Annotated in this window: 16 protein-coding genes and 1 other RNA gene; 15 read left to right on the forward strand and 2 right to left on the reverse strand. The window is 70.8% G+C overall.

Annotated features, from left to right (window positions below; genetic code table 11):
* Positions 1-26 precede the first annotated feature (26 nt).
* The 4 genes from OG456_RS22105 (at position 27) to OG456_RS22120 (ending at position 5188) form a co-directional block, all read left to right on the forward strand.
* The gene (locus tag OG456_RS22105) at positions 27-1694 is read left to right on the forward strand and encodes a serine/threonine-protein kinase (RefSeq protein WP_266563615.1); all 1668 of its coding nucleotides are present in this window, start codon (positions 27-29) and stop codon (positions 1692-1694) included.
* Between the two features lie 137 nt (positions 1695-1831).
* Positions 1832-3067 carry a serine/threonine-protein kinase gene (locus tag OG456_RS22110; RefSeq protein ID WP_266563617.1) on the forward strand — a complete coding sequence of 412 codons (1236 nt, stop codon included), beginning with the start codon at positions 1832-1834 and terminating at the stop codon, positions 3065-3067.
* Between the two features lie 78 nt (positions 3068-3145).
* Positions 3146-4249: a peptide chain release factor 2 gene (gene prfB, locus OG456_RS22115; RefSeq protein ID WP_266563619.1), complete on the forward strand. Its 1104-nt coding sequence runs from the start codon at positions 3146-3148 to the stop codon at positions 4247-4249.
* A 288-nt stretch (positions 4250-4537) separates the two neighbouring features.
* Positions 4538-5188 carry a hypothetical protein gene (locus tag OG456_RS22120; protein WP_266563621.1) on the forward strand — a complete coding sequence of 217 codons (651 nt, stop codon included), beginning with the start codon at positions 4538-4540 and terminating at the stop codon, positions 5186-5188.
* Positions 5189-5262: 74 nt separating this feature from the next.
* Here OG456_RS22120 and OG456_RS22125 read toward each other — a convergent pair whose 3' ends face one another.
* On the reverse strand, positions 5263-5454 hold the full coding sequence (locus tag OG456_RS22125; RefSeq protein ID WP_266563623.1) for a hypothetical protein: 192 nt from the start codon (positions 5452-5454) through the stop codon (positions 5263-5265).
* 290 nt (positions 5455-5744) lie between these two features.
* Between OG456_RS22125 and ftsE the strand changes: the two genes are divergently transcribed.
* The 6 genes from ftsE (at position 5745) to dacB (ending at position 11496) form a co-directional block, all read left to right on the forward strand.
* Positions 5745-6434, forward strand: coding sequence for a cell division ATP-binding protein FtsE (gene ftsE, locus OG456_RS22130; RefSeq protein WP_116512695.1), 690 nt, complete (start codon positions 5745-5747; stop codon positions 6432-6434).
* Positions 6435-6478: 44 nt separating this feature from the next.
* Complete coding sequence (ftsX, locus tag OG456_RS22135) at positions 6479-7396, forward strand: permease-like cell division protein FtsX (protein ID WP_266563625.1); 918 nt, start codon at positions 6479-6481, stop codon at positions 7394-7396.
* A gap of 78 nt (positions 7397-7474) precedes the next feature.
* Positions 7475-8629 carry a S41 family peptidase gene (locus OG456_RS22140; protein WP_266563627.1) on the forward strand — a complete coding sequence of 385 codons (1155 nt, stop codon included), beginning with the start codon at positions 7475-7477 and terminating at the stop codon, positions 8627-8629.
* A 30-nt stretch (positions 8630-8659) separates the two neighbouring features.
* The gene (gene smpB / locus OG456_RS22145) at positions 8660-9202 is read left to right on the forward strand and encodes an SsrA-binding protein SmpB (protein WP_266563629.1); all 543 of its coding nucleotides are present in this window, start codon (positions 8660-8662) and stop codon (positions 9200-9202) included.
* A 133-nt stretch (positions 9203-9335) separates the two neighbouring features.
* Positions 9336-9724: a transfer-messenger RNA gene (gene ssrA, locus OG456_RS22150) on the forward strand.
* Positions 9725-9876: 152 nt separating this feature from the next.
* The gene (dacB, locus tag OG456_RS22155) at positions 9877-11496 is read left to right on the forward strand and encodes a D-alanyl-D-alanine carboxypeptidase/D-alanyl-D-alanine-endopeptidase (protein WP_266563631.1); all 1620 of its coding nucleotides are present in this window, start codon (positions 9877-9879) and stop codon (positions 11494-11496) included.
* A 14-nt stretch (positions 11497-11510) separates the two neighbouring features.
* Here dacB and OG456_RS22160 read toward each other — a convergent pair whose 3' ends face one another.
* Complete coding sequence (locus tag OG456_RS22160) at positions 11511-12767, reverse strand: MFS transporter (RefSeq protein WP_266563633.1); 1257 nt, start codon at positions 12765-12767, stop codon at positions 11511-11513.
* Positions 12768-12850: 83 nt separating this feature from the next.
* Here OG456_RS22160 and OG456_RS22165 point away from each other — a divergent pair, with 83 nt between their 5' ends.
* The 5 genes from OG456_RS22165 to OG456_RS22185 all read left to right on the forward strand — a co-directional run bounded on the left by OG456_RS22165 (position 12851) and on the right by OG456_RS22185 (position 19315).
* A complete protein-coding gene (locus tag OG456_RS22165; protein WP_266563635.1) occupies positions 12851-13864 on the forward strand; it encodes a LysR family transcriptional regulator in 1014 nt (337 codons plus the stop codon).
* A 247-nt stretch (positions 13865-14111) separates the two neighbouring features.
* Complete coding sequence (locus tag OG456_RS22170) at positions 14112-14795, forward strand: hypothetical protein (RefSeq protein WP_266563637.1); 684 nt, start codon at positions 14112-14114, stop codon at positions 14793-14795.
* A complete protein-coding gene (locus tag OG456_RS22175; protein WP_266563639.1) occupies positions 14796-16973 on the forward strand; it encodes a glycosyltransferase in 2178 nt (725 codons plus the stop codon). It abuts the gene before it with no gap.
* On the forward strand, positions 16970-18259 hold the full coding sequence (locus OG456_RS22180; RefSeq protein WP_266563641.1) for an acyltransferase: 1290 nt from the start codon (positions 16970-16972) through the stop codon (positions 18257-18259). The genes OG456_RS22175 and OG456_RS22180 overlap by 4 nt, the downstream gene beginning before the upstream one ends.
* Before the next feature lie 84 nt (positions 18260-18343).
* Positions 18344-19315 carry a hypothetical protein gene (locus OG456_RS22185; protein WP_266563643.1) on the forward strand — a complete coding sequence of 324 codons (972 nt, stop codon included), beginning with the start codon at positions 18344-18346 and terminating at the stop codon, positions 19313-19315.
* Positions 19316-19400 lie beyond the last annotated feature (85 nt).

The raw sequence follows: 19400 nt of genomic DNA on the forward strand, positions 1-19400 counted from the left end.
TACGCAGCAAGCAGGGAGCGCATGACGTGCGGCCGGTAGGCAGTAAATACCTGCTCGAGGAGCCGATCGGACGCGGCGCCACGGGCACCGTCTGGCGGGCCCGCCAGCGGGAGACCGCGGGAGCCGAGGCGGCCGTCGCCGGGCAGCCCGGCGAGACCGTGGCGATCAAGGTCCTCAAGGAGGAGCTCGCCAACGACGCGGATGTCGTGATGCGCTTCCTGCGCGAGCGCTCCGTGCTGCTCCGCCTGACGCACCCGAACATCGTGCGCACCCGCGACCTGGTCGTCGAGGGCGAGCTCCTCGCCCTCGTCATGGACCTGGTCGACGGCCCCGACCTGCACCGCTACCTCCGCGAGAACGGCCCCTTCTCCCCGGTGGCCGCGTCCCTGCTGACCGCCCAGGTCGCGGACGCGCTCGCGGCGAGCCACGCGGACGGCGTCGTGCACCGCGACCTGAAGCCGGCGAACGTCCTGCTGAAGCAGAACGGCGGTGAGATGCACCCGATGCTCACCGACTTCGGCATCGCCCGCCTCGCCGACTCCCCGGGCCTGACCCGCACGCACGAGTTCGTCGGCACGCCCGCCTACGTCGCGCCGGAGTCCGCCGAGGGCCGCCCGCAGACCAGCGCTGTGGACATCTACGGCGCCGGAATCCTGCTGTACGAGCTGGTCACGGGCCGGCCGCCGTTCTCCGGGGGCTCCGCGCTCGAGGTCCTGCACCAGCACCTGAGCGCCGAACCGCGCCGCCCGTCCACGGTGCCCGACCCGCTGTGGACGGTCATAGAGCGCTGCCTGCGCAAGAACCCCGAGGAGCGCCCCAGCGCCGAGAACCTCGCCCGCGGCCTGCGCGCCGTCGCCGAGGGCATCGGCGTGCACGCGAACTCGGCGCAGATCGCGGCCGCCGAGGGCGTCGGCGCCCTCCTCATGCCGGATCCAGCGCCCGCGCAGGTGCCGGGCATGCCCGGTGCGGCCGACCCGACGCAGGTACTGCCCAGTAACGCGGGCTCGTACGATCCGAACGCGGCGACGAGCGTCATGCAGTCCACCGGCATGGGTGACGCCGACCCCACCTCGGTCCTGCCGAACCGGGGCGCGGCCGACCCGACGGCCGTCATGCCGCCGGTCCCGCCGCACCAGCCGGGCGCGAACCCGGACGACCCGCACCCCTGGCAGAACCAGATGCGGGCGGCCCGCGACCGCAACGAGCAGACACAGGTCCAGTACCTGGACCCGAACGACGATCCGCTGCGCCGCCGGCCGCAGCGCCAGCAGGGGCACCCGCAGCAGCAGCCCCAGCAGCCGCCTCAGCAGCAGTACGCGCCCCAGCAGCCCCGTCGGCAGCAGCCGCAGCAGCAGCCGCAGCGGTACGCGCCGCAGCCCCAGCAGCAGCAGTACGCGCCGCCGCAGCAGCCCCGCCAGCCGCAGCCGCAGGCGCCGCAGCGTGAGCCGCGGCAGCCGAGGCAGCGCAGCGCGAACCGGATGAAGATCCCGGGGCTCGGCTGCCTCAAGGGCTGCCTCTTCATGATCGTCATGCTGTTCGTGGTGAGCTGGCTCGTGTGGGAGTTCACCCCGCTCCAGGACTGGATCGGCACGGGCAAGGGTTACTGGGCCCAGCTCGCGTCCTGGTACGACACGGTCAGCGGCTGGATCGGCGACCTGGGCAACGGCTCGGGCAGCGGGGGTTCCGGCAACTGAAGTGAGCCACGCGCGCCCGGCGTTGGGCGTGATGTTGGAGATTTGTCGACTTCCGGAGGGTGATTTCCCCCGCGGATGTGATGGTTGGCGTCCGAGCCGCGTAGCTTGGGCGCCAACACGCGTCTGTAGGAGCAGTCTTGGCACGGAAGATCGGCAGCCGGTACACCGCGAACCAGATCCTGGGACGCGGCAGCGCCGGCACGGTGTGGCTGGGCGAGGGACCTGAGGGGCCCGTCGCCATCAAGCTGTTGCGTGAGGACCTGGCCTCCGACCAGGAGCTCGTGGGCCGCTTCGTCCAGGAGCGCACGGCCCTGCTCAGCCTCGACCACCCGCGCGTGGTCGGCGTCCGTGACCTGGTGGTCGACGGGAACGACCTGGCCCTGGTCATGGACCTCGTACGGGGCACAGACCTGCGCACCCGGCTCGACCGCGAGCGGCGCCTGGCCCCCGAGGCCGCGGTCGCCATCGTCGCGGACATCGCGGACGGGCTCGCCGCCGCGCACGCTGCCGGGATCGTGCACCGCGACGTGAAGCCGGAGAACGTCCTCCTCGACATGCAGGGCCCCCTCGGCCCCGGCGGCTCCCACCCGGCGCTCCTGACCGACTTCGGTGTCGCCAAGCTCATCGACTCCCCGCGCCGCACCCGCGCCACGAAGATCATCGGCACCCCGGACTACCTCGCCCCCGAACTCATCGAGGGCCTCCCGCCGCGCGCCGCCGTCGACATCTACGCCCTGGCGACGGTCCTGTACGAGCTGCTCGCCGGGTTCACACCCTTCGGCGGCGGCCACCCCGGCGCGATCCTGCGCCGGCACGTCACGGAGACGGTCGTCCCGCTCCCGGGCATCCCCGACGAGCTGTGGCAGCTCCTCGTCCAGTGCCTGGCGAAGGCGCCCGCGTCCCGGCTGCGCGCCTCCGAGCTGGCGGCCCGCCTGCGCGAGCAGCTGCCCCAGCTCGCCGGGATGGCGCCCCTCGACGTGGACGAGCCGGACACCGAGCCCGACCCGGAGCCGGAAGCAGCCCCGGCCGCGCCCGAGGCGCCCGCCGCCCGCCGCGGCGCCGTCCCGCTGGTCCCCGGCGCGACCCCGGCCGACTCGAACAGGGACACGCACACGTCGATGCGGGTCCCGGCCCCCGACGAGCTGGCGGGCGGCGCCCGCGGTACCGCTCGCGCCCCTCGCGCCGCCGGAGCGCCCCGCCCCGGCTCGGCCCGCCACCGCGCCTCCGCCCGGCGCCGGAGGATCACGCTCGGCGTGGCCGGAGCCGTCCTGGTGGTGGCGGCCGGCATGGGCACGTGGGCGGCCGTCGGCGGCGACGACGCGGACGCGACGCCGGGCAAGAACCCCGGGCAGTCGGCTCCGGCCTCTCCCTGAGACGGCCCGGCAGGCCCCGGGACCCGGCCCCGCGGCCACCCGGACCGGAGCACTTGCCCCAGCCGTTACGCTGGTGTCGTGGCAGTCGTCGACGTTTCCGAAGAGCTCAAGTCCCTCTCCTCGACCATGGAGTCGATCGAGGCCGTCCTGGACCTCGACAAGCTGAGGGCAGATATCGCCGTGCTCGAGGAGCAGGCGGCGGCGCCGTCCCTGTGGGACGACCCCGACGCGGCACAGAAGATCACCAGCAAGCTGAGCCACCTCCAGGCCGAGGTGCGCAAGGCGGAGACCCTGCGCGGCAGGATCGACGACCTGAGCGTGCTCTTCCAGATGGCCGAGGAGGAGGACGACCCGGACACCCGTGCCGAGGCCGAGTCCGAACTGACCTCCGTCAAGAAGGCGCTGGACGAGATGGAGGTCCGTACCCTCCTGTCCGGTGAGTACGACTCCCGCGAGGCGCTGGTCAACATCCGCGCCGAGGCGGGCGGCGTCGACGCCGCGGACTTCGCCGAGCAGCTCCAGCGCATGTACCTGCGCTGGGCCGAGCGCCACGGCTACAAGACCGAGGTCTACGAGACGTCGTACGCGGAGGAGGCCGGCATCAAGTCGACCACCTTCGCCGTGCAGATCCCGTACGCGTACGGGACGCTCTCGGTCGAGCAGGGCACGCACCGGCTGGTCCGTATCTCCCCCTTCGACAACCAGGGCCGCCGCCAGACGTCCTTCGCGGGCGTCGAGGTGCTCCCGGTCGTCGAGACGACCGACCACATCGAGATCGACGAGTCCGAGCTGCGCGTCGACGTGTACCGCTCCTCGGGCCCCGGCGGCCAGGGCGTGAACACGACGGACTCCGCGGTCCGCCTGACGCACCTGCCCACCGGCATCGTCGTCTCCTGCCAGAACGAGCGCTCGCAGATCCAGAACAAGGCGACCGCGATGAACGTCCTCCAGGCCAAGCTCCTCGAGCGGAAGCGTCAGGAGGAGCGGGCCAAGATGGACGCCCTCAAGGACGGCGGCAGCTCGTGGGGCAACCAGATGCGTTCGTACGTCCTGCACCCGTACCAGATGGTCAAGGACCTCCGGACGGAATTCGAGGTCGGTAATCCGCAGTCGGTGCTCGACGGCGAAATCGACGGATTCCTCGAAGCGGGAATTCGCTGGCGCAAGCAGCAGGAGAAGTAACCTCAGGTCTTTTCCAGCTTTGTCGACAAGGCAACTGCCGCCCACCGGGCGGCAGTTGCCTTTTACGTCACAGTCACATGTCCGTACGGCGGTCAACTCCCCTGAATTCGGGCATCGCGTACGCAACGACCTTGACGCTGACATGAAAACTGGGAAGGCTGACGCGCGGCATGCGTATCAGTGGGACGCGTGTGCACCGGGGGACGAGCGAGCAGTCGCCGACCACCCGGGCGGCCCCCGTCCCGCGCGCTGCTCCATCAACGATTAGCTACTGGGGGTAGCAGGCAGATGACCAAGAAGACGCGCATCCGTGTCGCGCGGATAGCAGCCGGTGCGGTGATCGCGGCGGGTGCGTCGCTGACCGCCGCGGGCGCCGCTTCGGCCCTCGACATCGGCGTCAACCTTCCGGGTGTCGGCGCGAAGGTGCACGCGGGCGACGACGGTGTCGCAGCCGGCGTGAGCCTCGGTGACGACGACGACCCGACCCCGCCGACCACTCCGCCGGCCACTCCGCCCACCGACATCCCGGACCCGACGCCCACCGTGGACCCGCCCACCACGGACCCGACGGACCCGACCGAGCCCACCGAGGAGCCCACCGAGCCCACCGAGGACCCGACCACCCCGGGCAACGGTGGCGGCAACGGCGGCGGTCACCACGGCGGTGGCGGCGGCAACCACGGCGGCGGGAACGGCAACACCGACCCCGACGGCGGCAACAACCCGGTCGAGCAGGGCCAGGGCAAGGACAGCCTGCAGGACACCGGCTCCGTGCCGGTCGCCCAGCCCGCCCAGAACGGCAAGTCCGGCGGTGAGCTGGCCGAGACCGGCGCCGCCGAGACCACGTTCCTGCTGATCGGCGCCGCGACGATGATCGCCGGCGGCATCGGCTTCCGCCTGCTGCCCCGCCTCGTCGGCGGCGGCCGCACGGTTGCCTAGGCAGCCGTAGGCGCGTACGACCGCACGTAACGCGAGAAGGGCCCGGAGCATCGCTCCGGGCCCTTCTTCGTGTCTTAGACGGTCTGGTGGGCGAGGAGCGCCACCGCCGCGATGAGCACAGCCACAAGAACTATCAGGGCCATCGGGTGCAGACCCGCGAACGGGCTCTCCTGCTGAAGTCGCTCACGGTTCGCCCGGCATACGGGACAGCGACCCTCGCTCACGGGCGCCGCGCAGTTCGCGCACACCAGCCGGTCATAGGTCATGCGCTCTTCCTCCTCCCGCGCGGCGGAGCCGCCACAGCATAATTCTCTCCGCACAACGCTCCGGGGAACGCAACCGTTCCCCTACCACTGTGCCAGCTTCCGCGGATTTCGGCGCGCCTCCCCGGATGCTGCCCCTTTGGACCCGTTCCGTTCCCGCCAGGACCCGCCTGTGACCGGGCAATCATCGGGACAAACCGCTCAACCCAGGACGCCGACTGCGGCGGGCAGCCGGGTTCGCGTATGGTCACGCTCACCTACCCCCGACGCCCACGATGCACCGAGGCGCACCCGTGATCCGATTCGACAACGTCTCCAAGGCCTACCCCAAGCAGACCCGGCCCGCCCTCAGGGATGTGTCCCTCGAGGTCGAGCGCGGCGAATTCGTCTTCCTTGTGGGATCTTCCGGCTCCGGAAAGTCCACCTTCCTGCGGCTGGTCCTGCGCGAGGAGCGCACCAGCCACGGCCAGGTGCACGTCCTGGGCAAGGACCTGGCACGACTGTCCAACTGGAAGGTGCCGCAGATGCGCCGCCAGCTCGGCACGGTCTTCCAGGACTTCCGGCTCCTGCCCAACAAGACCGTCGGCGAGAACGTCGCCTTCGCGCAGGAAGTCATCGGCAAGTCCCGTGGCGAGATCCGCAAGTCCGTGCCCCAGGTGCTCGACCTCGTCGGCCTGGGCGGCAAGGAGGACCGGATGCCCGGCGAGCTCTCCGGTGGTGAGCAGCAGCGTGTGGCCATCGCCCGCGCCTTCGTGAACCGCCCCAAGCTCCTGATCGCCGACGAGCCGACCGGCAACCTCGACCCGCAGACCTCGGTCGGCATCATGAAGCTGCTGGACCGGATCAACCGCACCGGGACGACCGTCGTGATGGCCACCCACGATCAGCAGATCGTGGACCAGATGCGCAAGCGCGTCATCGAGCTGGAGAAGGGCCGTCTCGTCCGCGACCAGTCGCGCGGCGTCTACGGCTACCAGCACTGAGCCCCGTGAGCACCAGAGCACTGAGAAAGGCCTGAGCAGACGCCATGCGCGCCCAATTCGTCCTGTCGGAGATCGGCGTAGGTCTCCGCCGAAATCTCACGATGACCTTCGCGGTCATCGTCTCGGTCGCCCTCTCGCTCGCCCTGTTCGGCGGCTCGCTGCTCATGCGTGACCAGGTGAGCACGATGAAGGGCTACTGGTACGACAAGGTCAACGTTTCGATCTTCCTGTGCAACAAGGGCGACGCCGAGTCGGACCCGAAGTGCGCCAAGGGAGCCGTCACCGCCGAGCAGAAGCAGCAGATCCTCTCCGACCTGGACAAGATGCCGGTCGTCGAGAAGGTCTCCCACGAGTCGGCGGACCAGGCGTACAAGCACTACAAGGAGCAGTTCGGCGACTCCCCGCTGGCCAGCTCGCTGACGCCGGACCAGCTCCAGGAGTCGTACCGGATCAAGCTCAAGGACCCGGAGAAGTACCAGGTCGTCGCGACCGCCTTCGACGGGCGTGACGGAGTGCAGTCCGTGCAGGACCAGAAGGGCATCCTGGACAACCTCTTCGGACTCCTCAACGGCATGAACTGGGCGGCGCTCGCCGTGATGGCGCTGATGCTCGTCGTCGCGCTGATGCTGATCGTCAACACGGTGCGCGTCTCGGCGTTCAGCCGCCGTAGAGAGACCGGCATCATGCGCCTGGTCGGCGCGTCCAGCTTCTACATCCAGATGCCGTTCATCATGGAGGCCGCCGTCGCCGGAGTCATCGGCGGTGTGGTCGCCTGCGGCATGCTCCTCGTGGGCCGCTACTTCATGATCGACCACGGTCTGGCGCTCTCCGAGAAGCTGAACCTGATCAACTTCATCGGCTGGGACGCGGTCCTGACCAAGCTGCCGCTCGTCCTCGCGATCGGCCTGCTGATGCCCGCGATCGCCGCGTTCTTCGCGTTGCGCAAGTACCTGAAGGTGTGACAAGACTCCCCGGAGTTGCAGGGCGCCGTGCGGTTCAACGAGCCGTACGGCGCTTCGCGTTGTCCTAGACTCACCGTCATGTCGGGCCCCGAACTGTTCTCCCGGCCCCGCCGCTTCGGCCGCGGGGCGGCCCTGACATTGGTCTTCGCGAGCGTCCTCGCGACCGGCGTTGCGACGGGTTCGTGGAGCGCCGAGGGCAGTAAGTCCGAGGAGCGCCCGGCCGGTTCGGCCACCGGCGGCGGACACGAGGACGTGCGGGACGCGGCCGCAGAGGCGATGGCCGACGGCAAGTCCCCGACGCAGGCTGCCGAGGAGGCCGTCAGCCGCAGCGGCGACCGCTGGGGCGCGGTCTACTCGCAGGGCGAGTACAAGGAGTTCGAGCAGGAACTCGACGGCCAGTACACGGGCGTCGGCCTCTGGGCCAGGCGTACCGCCGACGGCCGGATAGAGGTCTCCAAGGTCGGTTCCGGTTCCCCCGCGGCGCACGCGGGCGTGCGTCCCGGCGACCGGCTCCGCACCGTCGACGGCCGGCCCGTCACCGGCCGCCCCGTCACCGAGGTCGTCTCCCTGCTGCGCGGCGAGCACGCGGGGACGGCCGTCCGGCTCGGCCTGACGCGCGGTACGCGCGCGTGGACCGAGACCCTGCGCCGGGCGAACCTCGCCACCGAGCCCGTCACCGTCTCCCGCCTCCCTGGCGGCACCGTCCTGATCAAGGTCGCCGCCTTCACCAAGGGCTCCGGTGATCGCGTACGGTCCGCCGTGCGCGACGCCCCCCACGGCGACGGCGTCCTCCTCGACCTGCGGGGCAATTCGGGCGGCCTGGTCGCGGAGGCGGTCACCGCGGCGTCGGCGTTCTTCGACGGCGGGCTCGTGGCGACGTACGACGTACGGGGACGCCAGCGCGCCCTGCACGCCGAGCGCGGCGGTGACACCTCCAGACCGGTGGTCGCGCTCGTCGACAGCGGCACGATGAGTGCGGCCGAGCTGCTCACCGGGGCCCTCCAGGACCGCGGCCGTGCGGTCGTCGTGGGCTCGAGGACCTTCGGCAAGGGTTCGGTCCAGATGCCGAGCCGGCTTCCCGACGGCTCCGTGGCCGAGCTGACCGTCGGCCACTACCGCACCCCCACCGGCCGCGCCGTCGACGGCCGGGGCATCACCCCCGACCTCGAGGCCGAGGAGGGGGCCCGGCAGCGGGCCGAGACAGTATTGAGTGGCCTCGGGGACCCCTCGTAGTGCGAAAATGGGCGCACTATGTCTAAGGGAATGTTCGTACCGAAGGAATCACAGCCCAAGCAGGGCGCGTCCGGGAAGTCCGGCAAGGACAAGGACGGCAAGCGCAAGATCGTCGCGCAGAACAAGAAGGCCCGGCACGACTACGCCATCGTCGACACGTACGAGGCGGGCATCGTCCTGACCGGGACCGAGGTGAAGTCGCTGCGGCAGGGCCGCGCCTCGCTGGTCGACGGCTTCGTCCAGATCGACGGGAACGAGGCGTGGCTGCACAACGCCCACATCCCGGAGTACAGCCAGGGCACCTGGACCAACCACTCCGTGCGCCGCAAGCGCAAGCTTCTCCTGCACCGCGAGGAGATCGACAAGCTGGAGTCGAAGTCCCAGGAGACGGGTCACACGATCGTGCCCCTGGCCATCTACTTCAAGGACGGCCGCGCGAAGGCGGAGATCGCGCTCGCCAAGGGCAAGAAGGAGTACGACAAGCGGCAGACGCTGCGTGAGCAGCAGGACCGCAGGGACTCGGACCGCGCCATCGCGTCGGCCAAGCGGCGGCAGCGGGCGCGGGAGCGCTGACGCCGCGCTGGGGTTCTGCCCGGTCCGCCGGTAATAGGCTGGCACCGTCGCCCGTCGGTCACGTACGATGGGTGTTGTCCCGCTGGTGACGGGACGCCCTGGATCGAAAGATCCGGTTTTGAAAAATCAACATGGGGATGATCGGTTTCGACAGCGGCTGTCGAAGCAGGGGAAGCGTGTCGAGGAAGCGACAATGATCTCGTTAACCATATGTCGCAACCAATAATCGCCACTTCTAAGAGCGATTCCCAGTCCTTCGCCCTCGCTGCCTAATAAGCAGTGAGTGAAGGACCCTAAAAGGGTGTCAGCCCGGGGATGTTCCCGACCCGGATCCTGGCATAATCTAGGGGACTAAACCATCGAGCCCGGTCACGGGGTTCGATGGGAAATCAAACAGTGACTGGGCCCGTCGGCGACTTGTTCGCGTGATCACCGGGGCCGAGAAAATCGAAGCGAACTGCACACGGAGAAGCCCTGCTGCTGCACCGTTGGACGCGGGTTCGATTCCCGCCATCTCCACAGAATTCCCATGTGAGACGAAGGCCCGGCTGCGATGCAGCCGGGCCTTCGTCGTGCCGTCGTCGTGCCACAGGCGCGCGAGTCTTGTGCGGTCCTGGGGGGCTCGGCTGACGCACCCTGTCCCCGGGCGCCGCGATCCGGGATGCTCCTGAGGCATGAGTAGACCCGACGGACCTGTGAGACGACTCCTCAATCCCCTTGCGCGTCAACGGCGTTACCTCGTCTGGCCCGCCCTCCTCGCGCTCGCGGCGGGCCTGACCTGGGGCTCACCGGCCGGTGCCGACGGCGACAGCACCGGTCTCCCCGAGGCCATGGACACCATCCTCGGCGACCCGTCCATGGAGGGCGGCGCGGCGAGCGTCGTCGTCGCCGACGCGAACAGCGGCGACATCCTCTACCAGCACAATCCCACCGGACGCCTGATGCCCGCGTCCAACACCAAACTCCTCACCTCGACCGCCGCGACGGAGCTCCTCGGCACCGGCTACCGGTTCACCACCGACGTGCTCGGTGACGGGCGGCGGCGGGGGAGCGTCCTCGACGGCGATCTGTATCTGCGCGGCACCGGCGACCCGACCGCCCTCGCCAAGGACTACGACGAGCTCGCCGCCCAGGTCGCCGCGTCGGGTGTGAAGTCGGTCAGCGGTCGCCTCGTCGCCGACGACACCGCGTTCGACAGTCAGCGCCTGGGCCGTTCATGGGCCGCCGACGACGAGTCCTCGTACTACTCGGCGCAGATCTCCGCCCTGAGCGTCGCGCCGGACACCGACTACGACACCGGAACGGTGATCGTCGAGGCCTCGCCGGGCGCGAAGGCCGGGGACAAGCCGAAGATCACCGTCACGCCGAGGACTCACTACGTGGACATCGACGTGCAGGCCACGACCGTCGCGGCCGGCGGTGACGACAGCCTTACCGTCGAGCGGCAGCACGGCACGAACACGGTCACCGTCAGCGGCACCGTTCCCGTCGGCGGGGACACCACCAAGGAGTGGGTCACCGTCTGGGAGCCCACGGGATACGCGGCCTCCGTCTTCCGAGACGCGCTCGCCGCGCACGGCGTGAAGGTGTCGGGCGGCACGAAGCTCGGGCGTGCCACCCCGAAGGGCGCCGTGCGGCTCGCCACGCACGACTCCATGCCCCTGAAGGACCTGCTGATCCCCTTCCTGAAGCTGAGCAACAACATGCACGCCGAGATCCTCACCAAGGCCATGGGCGCGAAGGCGACCGGCCGCGCCGGGAGCTGGGACGACGGACTCGCGGCGATCAGCGGCTATCTGAAGGGCATCGGTGTCGACATCGGGCGGCTGCGCCAGGCCGACGGGTCCGGGCTCTCCCGCATGGACAACATCCCGGCGGGCCAGATCGCGAAGCTGCTGCTCGCGGTGCGCGCCGAGCCGTGGTTCGGCGACTGGTACAAGGCGCTCCCGGTGGCCTGTGCCCCGGACCGGTTCGTCGGCGGCACCCTGCGCTCGCGGATGTGCGGGACACCGGCCGCGCTCAACGCCCGCGGCAAGACCGGCTCCCTGACCGGCGCGTCCGCGCTCTCCGGCTATGTGAAGGACGCCGGTGGACGCGAACTCGTGTACAGCATCGTCCAGAACAACTACCTGGTCGGCTCCGTGAAGCCCCTTGAGGACGCGATCGTGGTGACGCTCGCGAAGTCCGACGCGGACGCGGCAGTCGCCGTGCAGCCGCGCTCGCTGCGGTCCGTGCCGGTCTCCGAGCGGAAGGGCGACCTGGAGTGCTCGTGGCGCAAGCCGGCAGTGTGCTGACGGCTTGCGGGTGACTACGTACGGTCGCGTACGTCGCTGCGTACGTAACCGATGAGCGCGAGTACGAGCGCGCACGCCGACGCGGCGGCCGGGACCGCGTAGCCCGCGGTGGGGCCGAGGCGCTCCACCGCGGAGCCGCCCGCCGCCGCGCCGCCGGCGATGCCCCCGAGCAGGCCGGTCACGGCGAGGGTCATGCCCTCGTTCAGCTGGCCCTCGGGGGTGCGGGCCTGGACCAGCGTCATGCCCGTGACCATCGTCGGGGCCGTCGCCATACCGGCGACAAGGAGAGCCCCGGCGACCACAAGGAGGGAGCCGGTGAGCGCCGCGAACAGGGGGAGGGCCAGCAGGACGGTCATCGCGGCGACGCACCACGGGTGGCGGCGCGCCGCGGGACCGGCGGGCCGCACCGCCCCGTAGACCAGGCCCGCCACACAGGAACCCGCCGCCTGGAGCGCGAGGACCGCGCCGGCCGCCGCCTTGTGGCCCCCCTCGTCCGCGAACGCGAGCGTGACCACCTCCATCGAGCCGAACACGGCGCCGGTGGCGAGGAACGACGCCAGGAGAACGGGCATCCCGCGCGCGCGGAGGGGCGATTTCGTGGCCGTGCGCCCATGGGTGGGCGGTTCCGTGGCGCGCTGCGCGGCGAAGACCAGTACACCGGTGAACAGCAGGACCGCGCCGATCAGGGTGCCGGCCTCCGGGAAGAGCGACCCGCACAGGAAGGCGGCGAGCACCGGGCCCAGCATGAAACACAGCTCGTCCACCGCCTGTTCGAAGGAGTTCGCGGTGTGCAGGGCGGCCGGGTCGCCCTTGAGGAGATGGGCCCAGCGGGCGCGTGACATGCCGCCCGTGTTGGGCGTCGTGGCCGTCGCCGCGTAGGCCGCGAAGAGCGTCCAGTCGGGCGCCCCGTAGTGCACGCACAGGAGCAGGGCGAGCGATCCGCAGACCGCGACCGCTGTGGCGGGTACGGCGGTCCTGGCCTGCCCGTACCGGTCGACGAGGCGTGCCGTCCACGGGGCGACGACCGCGGTCGCGGCCATCCCGGTCGCGGTGACGGCCCCGGCGAGCGCGTACGAGCCGCGCGCCCCGGCGATCATGATGACGGCGCTGACGCTGAACATGCCCATGGGGAGGCGGGCGAGGAGGTTCCCGAGCGTGAAGGCGAGCGCGCCGGGCGTGGACAGGAGACGGACGTACGGGGAGCGGCCGGGCTGTGGCCGGTGGGTGGAAATCAGGGGAGCGGTGGCGGGCTCGGATATCGCGTCGGGCATGTGATCAGCGTCGCCGTGGGCCGGGCGCCCGGTCCAACACCTTCTCCGTACCGATTCACGCGCCGGCGTTGTAAGTTCGCCGGATGCCCGACCAACCGGCCGCGCCCGGCACGTCCGCCCCCGCCCACCTGGAGCCCCGGCTGCTGCGCGCGTTCCTCGCCGTCGCCGAGGAGCTGCACTTCACGCGCGCCGCAGCCCGGCTGTACGTCGCGCAGCAGGCCCTCAGCAGGGACATCCGCCGGCTCGAACGGGAGCTGGGCGCCGAGCTGTTCGCGCGGAGCACGCGCCAGGTCGCCCTGACCACGGACGGGGCGCGGCTGCTGCCGTACGCGCGGCGAGTTCTCGACGCGCAGGACGAACTGCTCGCCGCCTTCACGCGCCGCCCGGCCGCGGGGGCAGCGCGGCCGCTGCTCGTCGACGTGAACAGCCCCGGCCTCGTCTTCGAGCGCATCCTGCAGCGGGCCCGCGAGTTCGCCCCCCAGTGCGAACTGATGGCCCGCTACGAGAGCGGTCTGACCGGCGCCGCCTCGGAGATGGCCGCGGGCCGCCTGGACGCGTCGTTCGGGCGGTACGCGGGGCTCGATCCGGCGGTGCGGGCGCGCCTTTCGCAGCAGCCCGTGCGGTACGAGCCGATGACGGTGGTCCTGCCGGACGGTCATCCCCTCGCCGCCCTGGAGGCCGTGCCGCTCGCGCGGCTCGCGGGCGAGACGGTGTACGCGGGCGCGGGCAATCCCCGTACGCCGGAGTGGACCGACCTGGCCGGGCGGCTCTTCGAGGGGCGCGGGATAGCGGTCGCGCCGCCCGCGCCGCTCGCCGTGGGTGTCGAGGAGTTCCGGCGCATCATGGCCAAGACGGGGACCCCGGTGCTCGCCGCGGGGAATTTTCCGGCCATGCCCGGCTCCGTCGTGAGGCCCCTGACCGACCCCGTGCCCCTGTCGCCGGTGTCGCTGGTGTGGCCGGCGGGACTCGTGCACCCGGGGATCGACGCGCTCCGTGCGGCGGCCGCCACGCTCGCGGAGGAGAACGACTGGCTCCGTAAGCCCCCAGGCGCCTGGATACCGGCCATAGATGCACTCATCATGATGAGTCAGGACTGAGGGTTGGCCGCGGCTGTCACTCGCGTGCGCTACATTCGTCGTCCGAGCGCATTGTGATAAGGGGGGCGCTCGGATCGGGTGGGGGCCCGGTCCGAACGACGAGGGCTCGGTACGTCGTGCGCGCACCCAATGTTCATGTCCTTGGGGGGATGTGCGTACGGTGGAACATTGGCGAGAAAATGCCCGTTCCGGGCAAACTCACGATCCTAATGAAGTAACGATCCAACTCGACGGCGCAGGCCGTCAGTTGGCCGAGCTCATCGCCGCGCGGCGCGAGGGTGCCGCCGACAAGGAAGTCCCGGTCTTCGTGGACGACTCGGGTCGGCGAAACCGCAGGTACCGCCGCTTCGGCGCGATCGTCGGGATGATCTGCGCGGTCTACGCCGTGGTCATCGTGGCGACACTGCTCTCCGGAAACTCGAACGCGCCCTGGCTGCCCATCCAGGGCGAGGACCGCGACAAGCCCGCGGGCAAGGTGGACACGTCGCCGCTGCCAGCCGACCCGGCGGCCAGGCCGTCCTCCTCGGCGGGCGTCACGGCCGATCCCAGTACTTCCGGCACCGGAGCGGCGTCCAGCGAGCCCAGCGCCGGTCCGTCGACCGGCGTCGGCGGCAGCGCGAGCGCCAAGCCGGGCGACAAACCCGGCAAGTCGCCCGACCCGAAGCCGTCCGCCGGCCCCGGCAAGCCCAAGCCCGGCCAGTCACCCGACCCGGGCCCCGGCCCCTCGGAGCCGCCCGGCTCACCCGGCCCCGGCGAGCCGTCCCCGTCGGACAGCGGACCGCCCGTGCAGCCGTCGGACTCCCCGGCCCAGGGCGGCACGCAGACCGTCGCCGCGCCGCCCGTCGAGTCATCCGTCGTGTCGCCCGTCGACCTGAGCCAGAGTCCGGCCGGACCGCCAACGGCCTCGTCCCCGGAAAGCGGCATCCTGTAAATGTCCTCCCGCCCACGCAGCAACCGCAGGGTGCCGCGTCGCCGTCGCCTGCCGATGCGCTATCTGCTGCCGTCGCTGCTCCTGGTCGCCCTGCTCGCGATGCTCATGCTCCGCGGGTACGTGCACAGCGAGATCCTCGCCGACCACCGCATCCAGCCGCCCGCCGCCACCGATCACGTGCCCGAGAAGATCCTAGACGGCGGACCGGTCATCGACACGCGTAACGGTCGCGAGACCAGCATGAGCGTGCCCGAGCACCGGCTCGTCCTCACCTTCGACGACGGCCCCGACCCGGAGTGGACCCCGAAGGTCCTCGACGTCCTGAAGGAACACCACGCGCACGGCGTCTTCTTCGTCACCGGCACCATGGCCTCCCGCTACCCGGACCTGGTCAAACGCATGGTCGACGAGGGCCACGAAGTCGGCCTGCACACCTTCAACCACCCCGACCTCTCGTACCAGTCCAAGAGCCGCATCGACTGGGAACTCACCCAGAACCAGACGGCCCTGGCCGGGGCGGCCGGCATCCGCACCTCACTGTTCCGGCCGCCGTACTCCTCGTTCGCCGACGCCATGGACAACAAGTCGTGGCCGGTCACCAAGTACATCGGCAGCCGCGGGTACATCACCGTCGTCAACAACACCGACAGTGAGGACTGGAAGCGCCCCGGCGTCGACGAGATCGTCCGCCGCGCCACGCCCAAGGGCGGCAAGGGCGCGATCGTCCTGATGCACGACTCCGGTGGCGACCGCTCGCAGACCGTCGCCGCCCTCGACCGTTTCCTGCCCCAGCTCCAGGGCCAGGGATACGACTTCGTCAACCTCACCGAGGCGCTCGGCGCGCCCAGCGCTCACACGCCCGTGCACGGTCTCGAGCTGGCCAAGGGCAAGGCGTGGATCTACGCCGTAGACGCGTCGGACAACGTGACGGACGTCCTCGGCGTGGGCCTCGCCGTGATCGGCGTCCTCGTCTTCACCCGCTTCGGCCTGATGCTCCTCCTGTCCGGGGCGCATGCCCGACGCGTGCGGCGCCGCGGATTCTCCTGGGGGCCGCCCGTCACCGAACCGGTGTCGGTCCTGGTCCCGGCGTTCAACGAGGCCAAGTGCATCGAGAACACGGTGCGTTCGCTCATGTCGAGCGAGCACCCCATCGAGATCATCGTCATCGACGACGGCTCGACCGACGGCACGGCCCGCATCGTCGAGAATCTGCGCCTGCCGGGCGTCCGGGTGGTCCGCCAGCACAACGCGGGCAAGCCGGCGGCGCTCAACAGGGGCCTGGCCAACGCCCGGTGCGACCTGATCGTGATGATGGACGGCGACACGGTCTTCGAGCCGGCCACCGTCCGCGAGCTCGTCCAGCCCTTCGGCGACCGTCGCGTCGGCGCGGTCGCGGGCAACGCGAAGGTCGGTAACAAGGACTCCCTGATCGGGGCCTGGCAGCACATCGAGTACGTGATGGGCTTCAACCTCGACCGCCGCATGTACGACATGCTGCGCTGCATGCCCACGATCCCCGGGGCCGTGGGCGCCTTCCGCCGCAGCGCGCTCGAGCGCATCGGCGGCATGAGCGACGACACGCTCGCCGAGGACACCGACGTCACCATGGCCCTGCACCGGGACGGCTGGCGCGTCGTCTACGCCGAGAAGGCCCGCGCCTGGACCGAGGCCCCGGAGTCGGTCCAGCAGCTCTGGTCCCAGCGCTACCGGTGGTCGTACGGCACGATGCAGGCGATCTGGAAACACCGCCGATCCGTGATCGAGTCGGGCCCCTCCGGGCGCTTCGGCCGCATCGGCCTGCCGTTCGTCGCCCTCTTCATGGTCCTCGCGCCGCTCCTGGCGCCCCTCATCGACGTCTTCCTGCTCTACGGCCTCGTGTTCGGCCCCACGGAGAAGACGATCGTCGCCTGGCTCGGCGTCCTCGCCATCCAGGCCGTCTGCGCGGCGTACGCCTTCCGGCTCGACCGCGAACGCATGACCCATCTCATCTCACTCCCGCTCCAGCAGGTCCTCTACCGGCAGCTGATGTACGTCGTGCTGCTCCAGTCCTGGATCACCGCGCTCACCGGCGGCCGGCTGCGCTGGCAGAAGCTGCGGCGCACCGGAGCGGTGGAGGCGCCGGGGGCGATTCCGCGTCAGCGGGCGTCGCGCGGCAACGATCGGAGGCCCGTCGCATGACGTATCCCACTCCCGCCACCGGCGGCCAGAGCGGGTTCCAGCAGACGCGGCGCCTGCCGCAGGTGCCTTTCCCGCAGGTGCCGTTCACACCGGAACCGGCGCCCGCGCCCGTTCCGCCCGTTCCGCCCGCGCAGGCGGCCGCGCCCAAGAAGCCGGGCCGCGACCGCTATCTGGACCTGCTGCGCTCCATCGCGCTCGTCCGCGTCGTCGCCTACCACCTCTTCGGGTGGGCCTGGCTGACGGTCCTCTTCCCGTCCATGGGCGTGATGTTCGCGCTCGCCGGCTCGCTGATGGCGCGCTCCCTGAGCCGGCCCGCGATCGGTGTGATCAGGGGCCGTATCCGCCGGCTCCTGCCGCCCATGTGGGCGTTCAGCGTCGTCGTCCTCGCCCTGCTCTTCCTGGGCGGCTGGAACCCCGGCAAGGACCCCGACAGCGGCGGGACCTGGGGCTGGATCGGCCTGTTCAACTACTTCGTGCCCGTCGGTGCGCCGTCGTTCCCCTGGCACCTCGGCGACAAGGCGGGCCTCCTTGAGGACACCTGGCCGTCGCAGGCCGCGGGCCCGCTCTGGTATCTGCGGGCCTACCTCTGGTTCGTCATCGCCTCCCCGCTGCTGCTCTGGGCGTTCCGCAAGGTGCCGTGGGCGACGCTGCTCGCGCCGCTCGCGCTGACGGCCGTCGTCGGTACGGGCATCGTCACCATCCCCGGCGAGACGGGGAACGCGGTCACCGACTTCGCGGTCTACGGCGGCTGCTGGGTCCTCGGCTTCGCCCACCACGAGGGCGTCCTGGCAAAGGTGCCGCGCTATCTCGCCGTGTCCTGCTCGGCGATCGTGATGGCGTTCGGACTGTGGTGGGCCTCGGGCCATCTCGGGCCGGACGGCTGGGACCTGAACGACATCCCGCTGGCGCAGGCGACCTGGTCATTCGGGTTCGTCGTCATCCTGCTCCAGTACTCGCCGTCCTGGCAGGAACTGCCGGGCCGGCTCGCCAAGTGGGACAAGCTCATCACGCTGTCCAACAACCGCGCGGTCACGATCTATCTCTGGCACAACATGCTGATCATGGCGACGGTGCCGATCATCGACCTCGCGTACAACCTGCCGTTCATGGAGGACGCGAGATGGAGCGGCGCCCTCGACTCCACGTACATGCTCTGGATGTTCGTGCTGACCTGGCCGCTGATCGCCCTCGCGGTCCTCGGCACGGGCTGGATCGAGGACCTGGCCGCCAAGCGGCGCCCGCGGCTGTGGCCGAACGGCGTCAAGAAGCGGGCACACAGCCGCTAGACGGGGTTGTGCGGTGAGCAGGGGTGGGGGAGGTTGGGGCGTGAGCGACCAGTGACCGCAGGACCACGAGGGGGATCCGGACCGATGACACAGCCTCCCGGCCAGCCGCCGCAGGACGGATCCGGGCACCACCCGGCGTACGGGCCGCCGCCCACCCCGCCGCAGGCGCCGTCCGGCGGCGGGCAGGACAACCCGTACGCCGGCGCGCCGACCCCGCCGCCGGCTCCGCCGCAGACACCGCCACCGGCCCCTCAGGGCCAATCCGGCTACGGCGACCAGCCCGCTTACGGCGATCAGCCTGGCTATGGTGACCGGTCCGGCTACGGGGACCAGCCTGGCTACGGTGACCAGTCCGGATACGGTGCCCAACCCCCCTACGGTCAGCCCCCGCAGGGACAGTCGCAGGGTCAACCCCCGTACGGGCAGCCCCCGTACGGCGGGCAGCCGCCCTACGGCGGGGGCGCCTATCCGCCGCCCCCGCCCCCGCAGGGCAGTGCTGGCAAGCGCCGGACGGCCGTCATCGTCGGGTCCGCGGTCGTCGCGCTCGTCGTGATCGTCGGCGGGATCTTCCTCGCCACGAACAGTGGCGGCGGCGACGACAAGCCGAAGGCGAAGGACTCCGTGTCCGCGGAGCCCACCGCGTCGGACGAGCCCTCTGACGAGCCCACGACCGAGGACCCCGCGACGGAGGACCCCGTCGAGGAGCCGAGTGACCCCTCGGGGACGGTGGAGGAGCGGCCCGCCGGGTCCACCGGCTACCAGGGCCAGTGGCAGGACGAGAAGGCCAGGACCCTCACGGTCGGCGACAAGGTCGCGTCCGGCACGGCCAAGGGCAAGTACAGCGTGTCCTACATCGACGCGGGCGGTAAGGGAATCTGCACGGGCATCGGGGAGAACCGCAGCGGCGGGGCGTTCCGGATAGCCGTCAAGTGCATGGGCAAGGACACCGGCGACGAGGTCTTCGGGGCGAACCTGACGCAGGCCGACGACGTGGTCACGCTGAAGTGGGACAAGGGCGGCTCGGCAAGCCTCAAGTGGGCGGGCACCACGACCTGACCCACGCCCACGACCTGACCCACGCCGGGGAGCGAAGCTCACCGCCGGGCCCCGCGCCCGGTGAGAGCAACGTTCCCCGCCGGTC

Source organism: Streptomyces sp. NBC_01446, assembly GCF_026340095.1.
In the GTDB taxonomy this organism is placed as follows: Bacteria; Actinomycetota; Actinomycetes; order Streptomycetales; family Streptomycetaceae; genus Streptomyces; species Streptomyces aureus.

What these genes read in the sequence shown, in the direction of transcription:
- OG456_RS22120 (WP_266563621.1), top strand. Translation starts at nt 4,538, where the DNA reads ATGACCAAGAAGACGCGCATCCGTGTCGCGCGGATAGCAGCCGGTGCG.
- OG456_RS22125 (WP_266563623.1), bottom strand. Translation starts at nt 5,454, where the DNA reads ATGACCTATGACCGGCTGGTGTGCGCGAACTGCGCGGCGCCCGTGAGC.
- ftsX (WP_266563625.1), top strand. Translation starts at nt 6,479, where the DNA reads ATGCGCGCCCAATTCGTCCTGTCGGAGATCGGCGTAGGTCTCCGCCGA.
- OG456_RS22140 (WP_266563627.1), top strand. Translation starts at nt 7,475, where the DNA reads ATGTCGGGCCCCGAACTGTTCTCCCGGCCCCGCCGCTTCGGCCGCGGG.
- smpB (WP_266563629.1), top strand. Translation starts at nt 8,660, where the DNA reads ATGTTCGTACCGAAGGAATCACAGCCCAAGCAGGGCGCGTCCGGGAAG.
- dacB (WP_266563631.1), top strand. Translation starts at nt 9,877, where the DNA reads ATGAGTAGACCCGACGGACCTGTGAGACGACTCCTCAATCCCCTTGCG.
- OG456_RS22160 (WP_266563633.1), bottom strand. Translation starts at nt 12,767, where the DNA reads ATGCCCGACGCGATATCCGAGCCCGCCACCGCTCCCCTGATTTCCACC.
- OG456_RS22165 (WP_266563635.1), top strand. Translation starts at nt 12,851, where the DNA reads ATGCCCGACCAACCGGCCGCGCCCGGCACGTCCGCCCCCGCCCACCTG.
- OG456_RS22175 (WP_266563639.1), top strand. Translation starts at nt 14,796, where the DNA reads ATGTCCTCCCGCCCACGCAGCAACCGCAGGGTGCCGCGTCGCCGTCGC.
- OG456_RS22180 (WP_266563641.1), top strand. Translation starts at nt 16,970, where the DNA reads ATGACGTATCCCACTCCCGCCACCGGCGGCCAGAGCGGGTTCCAGCAG.
- OG456_RS22185 (WP_266563643.1), top strand. Translation starts at nt 18,344, where the DNA reads ATGACACAGCCTCCCGGCCAGCCGCCGCAGGACGGATCCGGGCACCAC.